This is a genomic window from Edaphobacillus lindanitolerans (assembly GCF_900156305.1).
GTDB classification, from domain to species: Bacteria; Bacillota; Bacilli; order Bacillales_A; family Planococcaceae; genus Bhargavaea; species Bhargavaea lindanitolerans.
The window spans coordinates 65,211-82,662 of the sequence record NZ_FTPL01000002.1 but is presented as its reverse complement, the minus strand read 5'-3'; the positions used below and the strand labels follow the sequence as shown (position 1 = coordinate 82,662).

Below are 17,452 nucleotides of genomic sequence, written 5' to 3'. Positions count from 1 at the left end.
AAAGGAGCCGTCACTCTTCAGTGAGTGGCGGCTCTTTTTGTGTGGTCCCAAATGGCGGTATCCGTCCATTATTACAGGCAGAGCGCTCTATGTATGTACCCTGCCTGAAGCGGAAATCTTCAAAAGATGAGCAGGCGGTCAGTTCCTCTGCCCGTCGCGGAAGTAGATCCGCATCCCGCTGAACGCACTTTCTGCGCCCCGCTCATCGAATGTGAACTGAACCGGCTTCCCGGTCCGGATATTGACGAGCGTGCGGGGGCCGCTCGCCCTGAGGGCATCCATGGATGCCGGTGTAACCAGAACCGGTCCATCGTCATGGCAGCGGATTTCAAATCCGTCAGGGTCTTCGTCATTCCGGTAGATTCCTTCAAATGCGGAGAAATCTTCCGGATCCATTTCGTACTGTGGTTCAGGGAACGGATCTTCCCCGGATTTAAACCCGAGACCGATGTTCAGCATGCCGCGCAAAATGCGGTCTGCAGCCAGATCCGATTTGTTCGATAAAACGACCGCAGCCATGTTCTTTTCAGGCAGAAAGCCCACTGCGGAACTGACACCGGGCTGGCTTCCGCCGTGGTGGATGAAAAGCGTTCCGTGGAAGCCGGGGGATGCAGACAGCCCATAGCCGTAGCCCGTGCTGCGATTCACCGGGTGCACGTTCCTCCACATCTCGGATACGTCCAACCGGATACCCAGCACTTCCTCCCGGTAGGCCTCGTCGACATAGAGCCGCAAGTACTTCATCAGGTCACGGACCGTCGAACGGATTCCTCCTCCGACGGCATAATTGCCGAGCACCGGCCAGTCCACCGCCTTCAGCCGGCCGTTTTCCTCCACATACTGGACGGCGACATTGCCGGCCTCCCCTTGCCCGGGCGGATCAAATGTGGTCCGTGTCATGCCGGCCGGCTCCAGGATCCGCTCCCGGATGAACGTCCGGTAATCCATGCCGGACACCCACCCGATGACCGCCCCAAGAAGGAGAAAGGCATCATTGCTGTAGCTGAGACGTTCCCCCGGTTCTCCCAGCGGAAGGAAGTCCGCCGACTTCAGGTATTCGAAGTGTTCAGGGAACGATGCAATCTCTTCCTTTCGTTCGAGCGGCGGGAGCGATGCCGTATGGGAAAGCAGATGCCGGATTTCCGAACGGCGGATCCCCTTCACTGCCTCAAGCTCCGGAAGATGGGAAACGACCGGGTCGCGGACCGAAAGTTTTCCTTCCGCCTGAAGGATCATGACGGCGAGCGCCGTGAATGACTTCGTGACGGAAGCGGTGCCGAAGATCGTATCCGGCGTCACTTCAAGGCTGCCGTCCGCTTGCACTGTACCTGTCCCGGCCTCATACAGGTCGCCGTTTTCCATGAATGCGACTGCGAGTCCCGGGCTTCTCTCTGTCTTTCTCTGAGCTTCTGCAAACGTTCTGATCTTATGCTGATCCATTGTTCTTCTCCCCCCTGTCCGTTATGATTTTCGCCGCAAGTTTACAAAATTCCTTTTATTTCGTGTTCCGTTTATATGGGGTGCCGGAACGGTTTTTTAGCTGATATGGGGGGAGAATATAGGGTAGAATATGAGGAAGTGACCAATCCAAGACAGAGAAGAAGGGATGCCAATGAGAAATGCATGGAAGATTGCAAAGACGGACTTCCGGAATATCGGGACAAACTGGGTAGCGGCGATCCTTGTCGGCGGGCTCGTGTTCCTGCCGTCGCTCTATGCCTGGTTCAATATTTATGCCTCGTGGGATCCCTATGGACGGACCGACCGGCTGCCTGTTGCCGTCGTCAACGAGGACCGCGGGGCCGATGTCCGGGACGAACATATTGACGTCGGGAAGCAGCTTGTCGAATCATTGAAGAAGAACAAAAACATCGACTGGAAGTTTACAGACCGAAAAGATGCGATGGACGAGGTGACAAACGGCAAATACTTTGCGGCGATCATCGTGCCGGAAGACTTCTCCGAGAAGCTGGGGACCGTCGTGAGCGGCAATCCGCAGAAGGCCGAGATGGAATACTATGTGAACGAGAAGATCAACTCCATCGCACCCAAGATCACCGAGAAAGGTGCCACCTCCGTCGTCCAGAAGCTGAGCAGCGAATTCACTTCCACCGTGAACCGCGTCATCTTCGACATGTTTAATCAGATCGGCCTCGAAATACAGCAGGATCTGCCGGACATCGAGAAATTTGAGCAGTATGTCTTCATGGCAGAAGAGCAGCTGCCGGGTGTCCATGATCTGCTGCAATCGGCATATGGGGATGCGGAAAACGCGGATGCCATGATTTCCAAGGCCCAAAACGCGATGCCGGAGGCAAAGCGCCTGACGAATGAAGGACTCGGCACGATCAACAGGACGCTCGGCTATCTCAATGATGCCGAGAAGCAGCTGGCCGCCATCAGCCCGAAAATCGACAAAGACCTCGAAACGGCTTCCCGGGTATCCAAGGAAGTCAATGACATGCTGACGAAGATCCAGAATACGGATCTCGATACGACCCAGCTGGACGAAGCCAAAAAGCGGCTGGATGACCGGATGACAGAGGCCATCCAATCTACCGCAAACATCGGGGACGAGCTGAGGAAACTGAAAGAAATGGCGGCCGCGGCGCCGGATCCGTCGCCTTCCCTCCCGGTCAATCCGAATACAGGAGCCGGCGGGGATCAAGCAGGAGGCACGGATCAGAACGGAGAGTCCGGCCAGACGGAGCGTCCGGTTGCTCCGGACGTGAAGCTTCCTGAAGTGAAGCCGGATACGACCCTGCCTGAACGCCGCAAACGGATCGACGAGGCCATCGAGTCGACCGACCGTCTGCAGGGACTCCTCCAGGAGGCACAGACGAATGCCCGTGCGGTGGATGAAGCGGCCACCGGCTACGCGGACCAAGCAAAAGGCTGGCTCAGTGACATCCAGAAGATTGCCCAGAATGTGTCCGTGAGCATCGACAGTTATTCGAAGGAATACCATGACACGATCAAACCGACGATCGACAAGGAGATTGCCGGTGCCAAGAAAACACTGACGGAAGCAAAGACCATGCTGACAGGGATCCAGGATACGATTCCCCAGGCGGAGAAGATATTGAACAGCACCGCCGGCGACCTCGCAAAAGGCGAAACCGTCATCAAGGATGTGCTCAATCAGTATCCGTATGTGTATACGAAAGTGTCCGAGCTTGCGGACCGCATCCGGGAAATCCAGGGCGAGACGGATATCAATGACATCATCGACCTTCTGGTGAACAACCCGGAAGCAGAACGGGATTTCTTCCAGCAGCCGATTGTGCTGCATGAGAACAAATTATTCCCGATCAAAAACTATGGGACCGGCATGACGCCGTTTTATACGGTGCTGTCCATCTGGGTCGGTTGCCTGCTCCTCATTTCCCTGCTGTCAACCGACGTCCACAGGGAGGAGACCTTCCATCCGAGAACCGTCTACTTCGGACGGCTCATCACATTTTCGGCCATCGGCCTGCTGCAGGCACTTGTTGTGACACTCGGGGATCTGTTCGTTCTCGGCGTGGAGGTCGCTGAACCGGCCGGCTTTGTGTTATCGGGCCTATTCATCAGTCTTGTGTTCATGTCGATCGTCTATACGCTCGTTTCCGTGTTCGGCGACGTCGGCAAGGCGATGGCGATCGTCATGCTCGTCCTCCAGATTGCCGGTTCCGGGGGAACGTATCCGGTCGTCCTGCTTCCGGACTTTTTCCGGGGACTGAGTCCGTTCCTGCCGTTCACCTACGCGATCGACCTCATGCGTGAAATGACGGGCGGGGCCGTACAGGCCCGAGTCATGCGCGATGTGCCGATCCTGCTCGGGATTGCCGTCGCCTTCATCCTGTTCGGCTCGTTCTTCAAGGCGAGACTGACAAACAGCATGAACAAGCTGATGAAGAAGTCCAGGGAATCCGGTCTGTTCCATTGACCGTCCCTGCAGATGCCGTTGAGCATGTATATGAAAAGGAAGCACGGAGCCAGACGGCGCCATGCTTCCTTTTTTGTGCGTTATTTCAGGATGAACCGTGTTGCGCTGTGGCCGGCTTTCGACTTGGATACTTCCAGCACGGCCGGCATCGCAGATTTCAGTTCTCCGACATGGGAGATGACGCCGACCATCCGGCCTGTCTGCTGGAGCCCGATGAGCGCGTCCACCGCTTTTTGCAGAGATTCAGGATCAAGCGAGCCGAAGCCTTCATCGATGAACATCGTATCGACCCGGACATTGCCGCCGAATCCCTGGATCACGTCTGCCATGCCGAGTGCAAGCGATAAGGATGCGTTGAACTTCTCTCCGCCGGACAATGTCTTTACGTCCCTTGCCTGCCCGGTATAGGCGTCGTATACATCAATGCCGAGTCCGCTCTGCTTGCCTCTCGCTTCCTGCCGGTCGCTTCTCATCAATTCGTACTGACCGTTTGAGAGTTCCTTCAGCCGCTCGTTCGCGGCCACGAGGATCCGTTCCAGATATTCGATCTGTAGATACCGTTCAAAGGAGAGCTTGTCCGTGTTCTGGCCGCGGAGCAGATCATAGATCGCCGAAACCTTGCCTCTCCTCCGCTCGGTTTCTTCCGCTTCACCGGCGGCTTCCCGCATCCCGGCGATTCCTTTGGAGACCGTCTCCAAAAGTGCCTGTGAGCGGATGAGCTGTTCCCTCGCCGATTCATATTCTGTCCGGCAAGCACTCTCTTCCAAGGAAAGCTGCTCAAGATCGGGACGTTCTTTCCCGTGAAGCGATTGGTTAAGCTCGGCGATCCGTTCCCGGACAGAATGGATCATCCGGTCGAACAAACGGACCTCTTCCTCCAGTTCTTCAAGCCGTCCATGAGACAGAAGAGCGGCACGGTATTCTGCTTCATCCGCGAACTCGGACCGGCCGACCGCCTGTTCAAATGCCTCCTGCGCATCGAGTGTGCGCTTCCGGTGTTTTTCTTTCTGTCCGGCACTGAATTCAAGCAATTGCTCGGCGCGCTTTCGGCGGTCCGACGCATCCTGCGCTCCCTTTTCCGCCGCCGCTCTGCGCCGGTCATGCTCCATGATCTCATTCTTGAGCCAGGACAGACGGCTGTCCAGCGACTTCAGATCAGGAAGACCACCCGGAATCGAGGAAGTGATTTCTTCAAGTGCCGCTTCAGTCGACGCCTTTTCGAGAAGCAGTTTCTGTTCCTGTTCGATCTTTTCAAGAAGGTGCTGACGGACGTGCTCCGTTTTCCGTTCGTTGTCGGCAAGCTGCTCGAGAAGGACTGTGCGCAATTCTCTTTGCCTGCGGGCCCATTCGATCCTTTCCCGGCAACCCACCACGTCCTGGCGGCGCTGCCCGATCAGCATGGAGGCTTCACCCGGCTCCATGCCCCTCTCTTTCAGGGAGTGGGCCAAAGTTTCCTTCTGCCCTGTGAGCCATCTGACGTTTGCCGCCGTTTCAGCGCTCTGTGTCCGGGCTTTTCTCCACGCATTCTCCGCATCCTCCAGTTCGGGCAGGTCCTCATTCCTCCCCTGCCCGCCTGCCGGCGCCGGGTGTTCGGCGCTGCCGCACACCGGACACGGCATCCCGTCGTGAAGATGGCCCGCAAGTTCGGCGGCAAGCCCGTCGCGCCGTTCCCGCCGGATCCGTTCCAGCTGCCATTCCGCCGCTTCTGCCAGCCGGTTGGCCCTCTGATCCTCCGACACGGCCGCTTCGGATTTGGCATTCAGTTCGGCGAACGACTCCAGCAGTTCCAAATCGCGTTCCAGCCGTCCCAGCCTGCCATGCCATTCCGCTTCGCCTTCCAGCTGATCGTCCAGTTCCTTGATGGCTTCCCGCCTGGACTGGCCTTCTGCTTCGAGTTGTTCGGCAACAGCCTTTGAGGAACGGATCTCCGACTCCAGCCGCTGCAGGGTTTCCCGAATCACAGATAAGGATCTCTCCGAGTCAGCCTTCCGGCCAATGAGCGGACGGGCTTCCTCCAGCCGGTCCGCTTCCCGTTTCCGGATGTCCGACTCGTGATTTTTCGCATTCACTTCTTCAAGGACGGCAGCCGCCTGTTTCTCTTGGCGGAGTGATTGTTCCGCTTCCTGTCCGGCAGCACGGTATTTTTCTTCCGAGTCCGCCAGTTCCCGCCTGATCTCGTGAAGCTTTTCCTCGAGCGGGAAAATGCGTGCGGCCGCGCCCGCTTTCCTGACTTGCGTCTTGATTTCCTCCATTTTCGGGACACGCGCTTCCAGTCCGTTCAGCTCGGCTTTCTTCGCCTGTCGTTCGTCGAACAGGGAAGCTGCCGCTTTTGCTTCGGACAGCCGTGTCCCGAGCTTCCGGAGCCTGTCATCCAGCTGCCGGACTTCTGCTCCGAGTGTCCGGTTCACGCCGTCCATCCGTTCCTGTTCCGCCAGCAGCCCTTCGATGATCACCGATGGGTTGGGATGCTCGGCTGAAAGCTGGGCGGCCAGTTCTTCGCTGAGCCCGGGCAGGGATTCCCTCAGATGTTTGGCCTGCCAGGCGATCCGGCCGGCCGCTTCCTTCCACTCTTCCTGAAGCCTGTCCCGCTTTTCCTTCAGGATTGCTTCCATGTCCTTGTACCGCTTGGTCCGGAAGATTTTGCGGAAGATCTTTTCCTTATTATCCGTGTCGGACGTGAGGAGTTTGCGGAACTCCCCTTGCGGCAGCATGACGATCTGGCTGAACTGGTCGTGTGTGAAGCCGATCAGCTCGGCTGCTTTCGCATTCACCTCGGTCGTCATCTGACGGTCGGTGACCGGCTCTTCCCGACCGTCACGGAGCCGGAACAGTTCGATTCTGTCTCCGGTCGGACTTTTATTCCCCTTCTTCACATGAGGCATCCGCCGCATGATCCGGTAGAGTTCGCCGGCAGCCTCAAACAGCAGCTCCACTTCCGTGTGCAGCGCATCGTCCGCAAAATCGGAGCGCAGGCTTTTGTCATCGCGCTCCTCTCCGCTCGCCTTCCCGTAAAGCGCGAAACAGATGGCATCAAAGATGGTCGTTTTCCCTGAACCGGTCGGACCCGATATGGCAAACAGGCCCCGGCCGTCAAGTTCCCGGAAATCTATCGTCTCACAATGTTTGTATGGACCGAACGCGGTCATTTTCAGAACAAGCGGCTTCATTTCCTTACCGTCTCCTTCCCGCTTTCCCGTTCGGCACCGAGCAGATCATCGAGCACCTCGCGGAACAGCTTCTCCGTCTCTTCATCGGGTTCTTCACCCTGGATTTCTTCGTGGAAGGCACGGAACATCGCCAGGTCATCCATCCGGCTCATGCTGTCCTTCGGACGGGTTGTGCGGTCTTGGTGGACGGGCAGGGCCCGCTCGATATGAAGGGCATTCGGGAAAACGGTCCGGATCCGCTCCATCGGATAAAGGACCGGTGCACGGTCCAATAGCCGGACGAAGATATAGTCTTCAGATGGTTCCATCTCCAGCAGTTCCCGGAGGGTGCCCTCGACCGTCCGCATATCCCGCCTCGGTGTCAGCGGACGGTGCTCCACTGTCACCTCGCCGTCCGCATCGAGCTCAACGGCAAGGAAACCCTTTCTGTGATGTTCCTCGGATATGGAGTATTTCAACGGCGAACCGGAATAGCGGACCGTTTCGGATCCGGCCGGATGGGCCTGGTGCAAGTGGCCGAGTGCAGTGTAGTGGAACTGCCGGAATCGTCCGGCATCGACATACTCGGCACCTCCGATGGAAAGCGGCCGCTCGGAAGTGCTTGTATTGTCTTCCGGCTCGGCCCCCGGAGTCACGAATGCATGGCCGACAAACACATGACGGGCATCTTCGTCCATACGTCCGCAAACGTCATCGAGTATGCAGGCCATCGCCGCATCATGTCCGGAGACGGAAGGGTCTTCATAGATCGAACGGACGACGGAAGGGTCGGCGAACGGCACGCAGTGGAAATGCACTTCTCCTGAGGCATCCGACAGCACGACCGGTCCCCTGCCCTTACTAAGCAGACCGGAAATATGGTAGCCTTTCCGGCTCATGAAACTGCTGCCAAAATGGAGACGGTTCGGGCTGTCATGATTTCCTGCGACGGCGATCACCGGGATTTCAAGCCCGAGTACAATGTCCGACAGCACCTCATCCAGCAGCCGCACCGCCTCGGTCGGCGGCACGGCCCGGTCGTACAAGTCCCCTGCGATGATGATGGCATCCGGGCGTTCCTGCCTGGCCGCCTCGATAAACTGTTCAAGGACGAATCGCTGGTCGTCCGTCATGTGCACCCCCTGGACGATTTTGCCGAGATGCCAGTCCGCAGTATGAAAAAATTTCATGGATAACCCTCCCTGCATTCTCTGATAACAATTTCCTGTTCTCTCATTATAAACGACTCTCATTCACTCCGATAGACCCGCCTAGAGGAATGGACGTTCTCATCACAATCCATAAAGAAAGGGCGGCAGGCCGCCCCTCATCATTTCCCACCGCCCGTCCCCGTGCCTCTGGCCGCCAGCCTATTCCCTGTTGGCCAGATCGGATACTTGCTTCATGTGGTGATGGTCATGCCAGATAAAATCATTCAGGTAATCCTTTGTCACGAAAGCCTGGCCCTGTCCATTCCGGTAGGTCTTATTAAAAATCTCATCAGGTTGCTCTTGGATGGCAATGATGATGCGCCGGCGAATCTCTTTTGCCAGCCCGGCGAGCTCTTGATCGGATTTCGTCTCGGCAAATTTCCGCGCCTCCTGATTAAACAAGTCAAAATCCGGCTGCTTCACCGTCAATGGGCGTCCTTCCGCTATCGGCTCAATTGCCCGTTCATAAAAATATTGATCCCAAAGAAGAATATGACTGACCACATCCCGGACGGCCCATTTCCCTTCTCCGACCGGCTGATGCCAGACAGACGGTTCAATCCGGTCCACAAATTCAGGCCAGCTTCCAAATTCCTTCAACAATGACCCTTTATCATGATTGTCCATATCGGTCTCCTTTTTGTTTCAGTTACCCATACCATTCGCCTGAATCAGAATTTCCGGATCTCGGTCTCTGATAGATTCAGTATACCAGACATCTCTCCGTGACCCGAAAGCATGTTCCCCTAGAAAGTTTCGGGAAGTTATCGGTTGCCGATCTTAAAAGACTTCCGCCCCGGTGATCATTCAGCTTCCTGCCCATGCACGGTGACGTTCTCCTCCAGCCGGATTTCCACATTCCCGCGTACCGCCCGGCTGATCATGCAGGTCTCCTCGGCTTTAACCGCGAGCCGCTTTGCCCGTCCGAGCGACCTTTCGTCAGCATCGCTCTTCAGGACGAGTTCGGGACGGTGGGTGATCCGCTTGTACGTGAACACACCGTTCGTCACATCGACGATTGCTTCGGAGACCATCCGGAGCGACTCCTTGCGGATGCCGGCCCGTTCCAGCATCGCCGCCAATGTGATGATGTAGCAGGTCGCAGCCGCCCCGAGCAACATTTCATCCGGATTTGTCCCGATTCCCGGGCCGTCCATTTCAGGCGGGATGGAAATCTCCGTCATCAGGTTACCCGCTTCGATGGTCCCCACGTCGTTCCGGAGTCCCGGCCAGTCCGCCTTCAGCTTAAATAAATGTTCTGCCATGTCCATCTTCCTTTCCGTTCTGTTAAGTCCATGGTAGAACAGCAGAATCCCCACGGCAACCCGTGAAACCCCATGGATGCCTGCCCGGTGAAGCGTCCGGTGCTGCTGCGTTAAACCGGGCCGGCATTCCCGCTTATCCGAACTTGTACAGCAGATCAAGCCGGCGTTTGTTCGCCTCAACATGAAAAGCGGTCCTGCCCCAAAGGGACAGAACCGCTTTCGGACACGCCGCTTCAGATGCCGAGCGCTTCCGATTCTTCTTTGGAAAAGGCACGGGAACGGGAGAGAAACCGTTTTCCCTCCACGCCTTCAAGAGAAAACATGCCGCCCCTGCCGTCGACGACGTCGATGATGATCTGCGTGTGTTTCCAGTAATCATACTGGTTTTGGTTCATATAGAATTTCGCGCCCCCGATCTCACCGAGAAGAACGTCCTGTTTGCCGATGAGGAGATCGCCCTCCGGAAAACACATCGGGGAAGAACCGTCACAGCAGCCGCCGGACTGGTGGAACATCAGCGGTCCGTGCTTTTCTTTCAGCATGTCGATCAGCTCAATTGCCGCATCGGTTGCAATGACCCGTTCGACCATTGCGCTGCCTCCCTTCCGATCAGAAGAATCCTTGCTTGTTCTCATCATAGCTGATGAGGAGGTTTTTCGTCTGCTGATAGTGGTTGAGCATCATCAGGTGGTTTTCGCGGCCGATGCCGGACATCTTATAGCCTCCGAACGCCGCATGCGCAGGATATGCGTGGTAGCAGTTCGTCCAGACCCTGCCCGCCTGAATACCGCGGCCGAACCGGTAGGCGGTGTTCATGTCCCGCGTCCAGACGCCGGCCCCGAGGCCATAGAGCGTGTCGTTCGCGATTTGGAGCGCCTCTTCCTTGTCCTTGAATGTCGTGACAGCCACGACAGGCCCGAAGATCTCTTCCTGGAAGATGCGCATTTTATTGTTGCCCTTGAAAACGGTCGGCTTGATGTAATAGCCGTCCTCAAGATCCCCCTCAAGATGATTCCGTTCACCGCCAGTCAGGCACTCGGCCCCCTCTTCCTTGCCGATCTTCAGATAGGACTGGATCTTTTCCATCTGTTCAGTGGATGCCTGGGCGCCCATCATGACTTCGGGATCGAGCGGATTGCCGATCTTGATCGCCTCCACCCGCTTGAGCGCCCGTTCCATGAATTTGTCATAGATCGATTCCTGGATGAGTGCCCGTGAAGGACATGTGCACACTTCACCCTGGTTGAGCGCGAACATGACGAATCCTTCGACCGCCTTGTCGAGGAAGGCATCGTCCTCTTCAAAGATGTCTTCAAAGAAGATGTTCGGGGACTTGCCGCCGAGCTCCAGCGTCACCGGTATAAGATTCTGGGACGCATATTGCATGATAAGCCGGCCCGTAGTCGTCTCGCCTGTGAAGGCGATTTTGCCGATGCGCGGGCTGGACGCAAGCGGCTTGCCCGCTTCCAGTCCGAATCCGTTCACGACATTCACGACGCCGGCCGGCAGCAGGTCCTCGATCAGTTCGACGAGCACCATGATGGAGGCCGGAGTCTGTTCAGCCGGCTTCAGCACGACGCAATTGCCTGCCGCGAGCGCGGGAGCAAGCTTCCATACCGCCATGAGCAGCGGGAAATTCCAAGGGATGATCTGGCCGACGACCCCGATCGGCTCATGGAAATGGTAGGCGACGGTGTTGTCGTCAACCTGGCTGATGCCGCCTTCCTGCGAACGCAGCGCACCGGCGAAATACCGGAAATGGTCGATGGCGAGCGGGAGATCGGCATTCAGCGTCTCGCGGACGGCTTTACCGTTGTCCCATGTCTCCGCCACGGCGAGCATCTCCAGGTTTTCCTCAATCCGGTCTGCAATCTTCAGGAGGATGTTCGACCGCTCGGCCACGGAAGTCTTTCCCCATGCATCCTTGGCTGCATGCGCAGCGTCGATCGCCTTCTCAATGTCCGCTTCCGTCGAACGCGCAATCTGTGTAAAGACTTTCCCCGTCACCGGTGTGACGTTATCAAAATAATCACCGTTGGCCGGCGGGACCCACTGTCCGCCGATATAGTTGTCATAGCGTTCCTTGAAGTTCACCTTGGCACCGTCAGTGTTCGGATTCGAATAGACTTGCGATTTCATCGCTTCTACCATTTCCATTCCTCCTTTTTGGATGCGCTTTCATATGACTCTCTCTACATATTGTCAGAAAGCACGGAACATTTCAACCCTTGATTGATTTTTTGTTCAAGGGGCAGCCGCCCGGCGCGGCCCTAAAAAGACTATACTTCCGAATGGGCCAATCTATTCACGCGAACCGATAAGTCTATATTTTCAGATATCAAAATGATAAAAACCGACTTCCGAGCCATAAACGCTGAAGGGTCAGACTCCGGCAGGTAAACGGAAGGACGCGGAAAGTTAGCTGCCGCCGAGGATGGCAACCCTCATCCCCATAGCAACAACAAAAAAGAGTCATCTCCGCAGAAACAGCAGTGATGACTCTTGATGGTTTTTTATGAGAGGACGAAGGAAATCCGATGCCTGTGCCCGGAGACCTTCCATCCCCTTTTTCAGGAAACGGATTTTTTGATCTGCTTGCTGCGCAGCTGTCCGCAGGCGGCATCGATATCGGTCCCGTGTTCGAGCCGGACGCCGCATTGGATGCCTTTCTGCTTGAGCGCCTTCTCGAATTTATCGATGGATTCCTTCGAGCTGCGTTTGTATTGGTCGTGCTCATCGACCGGATTGTACGGGATCAGGTTCACATAACTGAGGTGCTTCTTGTTCTGCAGAAGCTTTGCAAGCTGCACGGCTTCCTCGACATGGTCGTTCACTCCATCAAGCAGGATATACTCGAATGTGATCCGTCGGTTCTTTTTCGAAAGGAAGTAGTCGATCGCGTCCATCACCTGCTCAAGCGGGAATGCCTTGTTGATCTTCATGATCCGGGTACGCAGCTCATTGTTTGGCGCATGGATGGAAAGAGCCAGGTTGACCTGGAGGTCTTCATCGGCGAAAGCCCGGATGCCTTTGACAAGGCCGCTCGTCGACACGGTGATGTGGCGGGCGCCGATGGAAAGGCCGTCGCCGTCATTCACGATGCGGAGGAAGGCCATCAGATTGTCGTAGTTGTCGAACGGCTCGCCAATCCCCATGACGACAATGTTTGACACGCGTGCCCCTTCGCCCATTCCGTCGAGATATTCCTGGACGTTCATGATCTGCTCGACGATCTCTCCCGCCTTCAAGTCCCGGCTCTTGCGCAAGAGCCCGCTTGCACAAAAGCTGCAGCCGATGTTGCATCCGACCTGTGTCGTCACGCACACGGAATGGCCGTAGCTGAAATGCATGAGGACCGTCTCGATCAGATTGCCGTCCTGAAGGCGGAACAGAAACTTGACCGTCCCGTCCGAAGACTCCTGCTTGACGGCAACATCCATCGTCCGGAGATCAAACTGCTCTTCAAGGAGAAGGCGGCACTCTTTATTGACGTTCTTCATTTCATCAAATGATTTCACGCGTTTCTTATATAACCAGTCCCACACCTGTTTGGTTCGGAACCTTTGCTGTCCGTTTGCCGACATCCATTCCTGCAAAGCGTCGAATGTCAGCCCGTAGATTGATTGTTTCATTGGTTTTTGCCTCATTCCATTAAATATCAGTTTTTATCGTAAAGGAAGACGGCCGAAGCGACAAGTGATAAGCCTTGACTGATTCATTTTCCTGCAAGCTTATCCCTGTACATGGAGCGGTCCGCCGCATCCACAAGTGTTTCCAAATCGTGTCCGTCATCCGGATAAACCGCCATCCCGAATGAAACTCCGATCGAACGTCCGCCTTCGCATGACAGCGAGTGGATGCTCTTCATCATTTCGTCGGTGAATCGTTCGCGGAAATTCCCCTCGGGATCCCGGATGACCGCAAGGAATTCATCGCCGCCCCATCTCGCGACGATCCCCCGCCCGCCGATGAACGACCGGAGATCCTCGGAAAATGTCCTTAAAACAGAATCTCCGGCTTCATGTCCAAACCGGTCATTGATCTCCTTGAAGTCATCCAGGTCGAAAAGGATGACGGCGAATTTCTTGTTCCCGCGTCCGGCCAGTCTCCCGAAATGCGAGATGAGCGACCTTCGGTTGAATGCGCCGGTCAGCGGATCCCGGCTCGCCATGTACTCGGCCCGGTCATACTGATAGCCGCCAAACCATGCAACGGCCAGGAAAACCGCAGCCAGGATGAAAAAACTTGGCCTGAATGGAACTTTCCACAGCACGTGATAGTAGAAGTAACGCATCAAATTAAAAAGAATGACGACAACAATTGCTGCCAGTCTGCCTTTAACCCCCAATGGTTGCTGTCCCCCTATTGGATTCACAATGCCAAATAGTATAGCATATTTAAAGGCATACAAAGGCTTTTTGTCGGACGAAGGGGAAATGCGGATGCTTCTGAATTTTCAAGCCGCAGCTTCCATCCATTCCGGACATCTGCAAACAAACCCGGCAGTGAGAAAGGATTAAAGACATGGATCAAAACTACGAAAAACAACCATTCTACCAGCTTTTGAGGTCGACGCGGTTCCCGAAAGCGGCGATGGCCGCCGGGCTTTCAGGGTTCCTCATCACGACGCTCGTCTCACTGGCCATCCCGCTGCTCACCCGCAATCTGGTCGACGGATTCTCCGTCGCCTCGCTCAGCACCCCGCTGATCGCCGGAATTGCTGCGGCGTTTCTGCTGCAGGCGGTCATCAGCGGCCTGTCGAGCTTCCTGCTCAGTTATTCGGGGCAAAAAGTTGTCGCCGAGCTTCGCGGCAGGATGTGGCGAAAGCTTCTGCGGCTGCCGGTGTCCCACTTCGACAATGAGCCGAGCGGCGGGACGGTCAGCCGGATCGTCAATGATACCGGCATCGTCCGTGAACTCATTTCCGATCATGTCCCGCAGTTTGTGAGCGGGATCATCTCGATCATCGGTGCCGTCACCCTCCTGCTCATCATGGACTGGAAGATGACCCTCGTCATGTTGATCTCGGTTCCGGTCACTGTCCTGATCATGATTCCGCTCGGCAAGAGGATGGCGAAAATCTCCCGCGGGATGCAGGACGAGACGGCTGCCTTCAGCGGAAGCATCCAGCAGACGATCAGCGAGATCCGGCTCATGAAAGCATCGAATGCCGAAGCAGACGAAGAAAAGAAGGGTCTTGGCGGCATCGGCCGGCTCATGCAGTTTGGCCTCAGGGAAGCGAAGATCATCTCCGTGATCGGACCGCTCATGAACCTTGTCCTCATGGCGGTGATCGTTTGCATCATCGTCTATGGGGGTATCCGGGTTTCAAGCGGGTCCATGTCGACCGGAACGCTCGTCGCCTTCCTGCTTTATCTGTTCCAGATCATCATGCCGGTCACTTCGTTCGCCATGTTCTTCACCCAACTTCAGAAAGCGAAAGGCGCAACGGAGCGGATCGCGCATATCCTCGGTCTCGAACCGGAACCGGGACAGACAGGCGGAAGCGCGGACATCGGCGGGAAGGCCGTTACGCTTGATCGGGTGAGCTTTTCCTACAGCGCTGAAGAACCCGTGCTCCAAGAGATCAGCTTCACGGCCAACCCCGGCGAGATGATTGCTTTTGCAGGACCGAGCGGCGGCGGGAAATCGACGCTGTTTTCCTTGCTTGAGCGCTTTTATGAACCTGACAGCGGGATGATCCTCGTCGGTGATGTCCCGATCTCCGAACTCTCCCTTGAGAGCTGGCGGCGCCGGATCGGTTACGTGGCACAGGACAGTTCCATGATGTCCGGAACGATCCGCGACAATCTGCTTTACGGGATGGACAGCACGGGACGGCCGGATGACGGCAAGCTGTGGGCTGCGGCAGAAATGGCCTATGCGGCCGGATTCATCCGTGACTTCCCGGACGGTCTGGACACAGAAATCGGGGAACGCGGGATCAAACTGTCCGGAGGCCAGCGGCAGCGGATCGCCATCGCCCGGGCATTCCTCCGGGATCCGCTGATCCTCATGATGGACGAGGCAACGGCCAGCCTCGACAGCCATTCGGAAGCGATGGTCCAGGAAGCCCTCTCGCGGCTCATGGAAGGCCGGACTACTTTTGCGATTGCACACCGTCTGTCGACGATCGTCGACGCAGACAAGATCGTCTTCATCGAGGAAGGCCGGGTCACCGGCATCGGCAAGCATAAGGAATTGCTCAAAACCCATCCGGTCTACCGTCGGTACGCCGAACAACAGCTGGTTTGAGGACCGGACGGAATTGAAGCAACATCGGTCTGGATCAAATCTCTTTACAAAACGGACGGAACGCCGTATACTGATTGAATGTAATGTTTCAGAACGGAATCGGCGAGATTGGCGTCCATCCGTATGGTACGGAGAGGACTTATTCACACTGGCGCGGCTTCAGGGCCGCAAGGATGCAATAGCAGGCAGGGATTGCATTGCTTAAGTTGTCATGTGGATGGATCACACCGCGGCAAAGAGCCGCCGGCAGAATGCCGGGGCAAAGGGAATTCGATTAGATTCAATAAGAACGTTACCGCAAAAAGGGATGCTCCGACCGAGTCGGACGCATCCCTTTTCCATTTCATCAGATGAACATGCCGGCAATGGCCGCGCTGAGGAGTGAAGCGAGCGCACCGCCCGCGACCGCACGCATGCCGAGCCGGGCAATATCCGGACGGCGATCGGGTGCCAGCCCGCCAAGGCCGCCGAGCAGGATGGCGAGCGAGCTCAGATTGGCGAACCCGCACAGCGCGAACGAGACGATGATCGCGGTCTTCGGCGACAGGTCCGGGATCTGCGGTGCAAATGAAGAGTATGCGACGAATTCATTCAGGATGAGCTTCTGGCCGATGAAGCTTCCGGCCTTGATCGCTTCTTCCCACGGCACTCCGATCACAAACGCGAGCGGCGCGAACACGTATCCGAGAATCCCTTCGATTGTCAGGTTCTGCAGTCCGAACAATCCGCCGACGAAGCCGAGCAGCCCGTTCAGGAGCGCGATCAAGGCGATGAAGGCCAGGAGCATGGCTCCGACGTTCGCGGCGAGCTTCAGTCCGTCCCCCGCCCCTTTTGCAGCGGCATCGATCACATTCACTGATTCGCTGTCCCGCTCCATCTCGAACAATTCATCCTTTGGCTTGTCCCGCTCAGGAATCATGATTTTCGCCATGATCAGACCGGCCGGTGCCGCCATGAAGCTGGCGGCAAGCAGATATTCCAGCGGAACGCCGAGCAGCGCGTAACCTGCCAGCACGGACCCGGAAACCGAAGCGAGGCCGCCGGTCATGACCGCGAAGAGCTCCGACTGGGTCATCCCGGATATGAACGGCCGGATGACGAGCGGCGCCTCAGTCTGTCCGACGAAAATGTTGGCCGCAGCCGAGACGGATTCAGCCTTGCTCGTGCCGAGCAGCTTGGACAGCCCGCCCCCGATCAGCTTGATCACCCACTGCATGATCCCCAGATAATAGAGCACGGAAATAAGTGCAGAGAAAAAGATGATGACCGTCAGCACGTTAAACGCAAACACAAATCCAAATTTGTCTCCGAACAGAAACGCCACGCCTTCTCCCGCGTAATCGATTACGCTCTGGACTGCTCCGGAGAACCATTCCAGTGCCTTTCTCCCCGTCTCCCACTTCAGGACGGCGAACGCAAACACCAGCTGGATGGCCAAACCTCCGATGATCGTTCTCGGCTTCACCGATCGCTTGGCATTCGACATCAGGAAGGCAAGCCCGAGCACGGCGACAATACCAAGAAGCCCCCACAAAATATTCATTTGGATCCCTCAACATTCCGAAACCGTCATGAGGCGGTTATCTTTGATAGTGGTCTGACATCAGACACACAAACGTTATCAAAAAAGTGCATGGCAATTCAACG

At 56.3% G+C, this 17,452-nt stretch carries 12 protein-coding genes; 2 read left to right on the top strand and 10 right to left on the bottom strand.

Annotated elements, in window-relative coordinates:
* Positions 1 to 138: 138 nt before the first annotated feature.
* The gene (locus tag B0B07_RS06485; RefSeq protein ID WP_076757600.1) at positions 139 to 1,440 is read right to left on the bottom strand and encodes a serine hydrolase domain-containing protein; all 1,302 of its coding nucleotides are present in this window, start codon (positions 1,438 to 1,440) and stop codon (positions 139 to 141) included.
* Positions 1,441 to 1,612: 172 nt separating this feature from the next.
* Here B0B07_RS06485 and B0B07_RS06480 point away from each other — a divergent pair, with 172 nt between their 5' ends.
* Positions 1,613 to 3,928 carry a YhgE/Pip domain-containing protein gene (locus B0B07_RS06480; RefSeq protein ID WP_076757599.1) on the top strand — a complete coding sequence of 772 codons (2,316 nt, stop codon included), beginning with the start codon at positions 1,613 to 1,615 and terminating at the stop codon, positions 3,926 to 3,928.
* An 80-nt stretch (positions 3,929 to 4,008) separates the two neighbouring features.
* On the opposite strand, the gene B0B07_RS06475 is transcribed toward B0B07_RS06480, so the two are convergent.
* The 8 genes from B0B07_RS06475 to B0B07_RS06440 all read right to left on the bottom strand — a co-directional run bounded on the left by B0B07_RS06475 (position 4,009) and on the right by B0B07_RS06440 (position 13,898).
* The gene (locus tag B0B07_RS06475) at positions 4,009 to 7,095 is read right to left on the bottom strand and encodes an AAA family ATPase (protein ID WP_076757598.1); all 3,087 of its coding nucleotides are present in this window, start codon (positions 7,093 to 7,095) and stop codon (positions 4,009 to 4,011) included.
* Positions 7,092 to 8,264: an exonuclease SbcCD subunit D gene (locus B0B07_RS06470; RefSeq protein WP_076757597.1), complete on the bottom strand. Its 1,173-nt coding sequence runs from the start codon at positions 8,262 to 8,264 to the stop codon at positions 7,092 to 7,094. The genes B0B07_RS06475 and B0B07_RS06470 overlap by 4 nt, the downstream gene beginning before the upstream one ends.
* Before the next feature lie 180 nt (positions 8,265 to 8,444).
* Positions 8,445 to 8,912: a DinB family protein gene (locus B0B07_RS06465; protein WP_076757596.1), complete on the bottom strand. Its 468-nt coding sequence runs from the start codon at positions 8,910 to 8,912 to the stop codon at positions 8,445 to 8,447.
* Positions 8,913 to 9,088: 176 nt separating this feature from the next.
* Positions 9,089 to 9,550 (bottom strand): OsmC family protein, encoded by a 462-nt coding sequence (locus tag B0B07_RS06460; protein ID WP_076757595.1) that lies wholly within the window; start codon positions 9,548 to 9,550, stop codon positions 9,089 to 9,091.
* A 233-nt stretch (positions 9,551 to 9,783) separates the two neighbouring features.
* On the bottom strand, positions 9,784 to 10,140 hold the full coding sequence (locus B0B07_RS06455) for a DUF779 domain-containing protein (RefSeq protein WP_076757594.1): 357 nt from the start codon (positions 10,138 to 10,140) through the stop codon (positions 9,784 to 9,786).
* 19 nt (positions 10,141 to 10,159) lie between these two features.
* On the bottom strand, positions 10,160 to 11,701 hold the full coding sequence (gene adh, locus B0B07_RS06450) for an aldehyde dehydrogenase (protein ID WP_200805793.1): 1,542 nt from the start codon (positions 11,699 to 11,701) through the stop codon (positions 10,160 to 10,162).
* Between the two features lie 419 nt (positions 11,702 to 12,120).
* Positions 12,121 to 13,182: a dual-specificity RNA methyltransferase RlmN gene (gene rlmN, locus B0B07_RS06445; RefSeq protein WP_076757593.1), complete on the bottom strand. Its 1,062-nt coding sequence runs from the start codon at positions 13,180 to 13,182 to the stop codon at positions 12,121 to 12,123.
* A gap of 83 nt (positions 13,183 to 13,265) precedes the next feature.
* Positions 13,266 to 13,898 (bottom strand): GGDEF domain-containing protein, encoded by a 633-nt coding sequence (locus tag B0B07_RS06440; protein ID WP_084186593.1) that lies wholly within the window; start codon positions 13,896 to 13,898, stop codon positions 13,266 to 13,268.
* Positions 13,899 to 14,074: 176 nt separating this feature from the next.
* Between B0B07_RS06440 and B0B07_RS06435 the strand changes: the two genes are divergently transcribed.
* On the top strand, positions 14,075 to 15,805 hold the full coding sequence (locus B0B07_RS06435) for an ABC transporter ATP-binding protein (protein WP_076757592.1): 1,731 nt from the start codon (positions 14,075 to 14,077) through the stop codon (positions 15,803 to 15,805).
* A 346-nt stretch (positions 15,806 to 16,151) separates the two neighbouring features.
* Here the strand turns inward: B0B07_RS06435 and B0B07_RS06430 are convergent, their stop codons facing one another.
* Entirely contained in the window at positions 16,152 to 17,348 is a 1,197-nt protein-coding gene (locus B0B07_RS06430; protein WP_076757591.1) for a NupC/NupG family nucleoside CNT transporter, read from the bottom strand.
* Between the last annotated feature and the right edge of the window lie 104 nt (positions 17,349 to 17,452).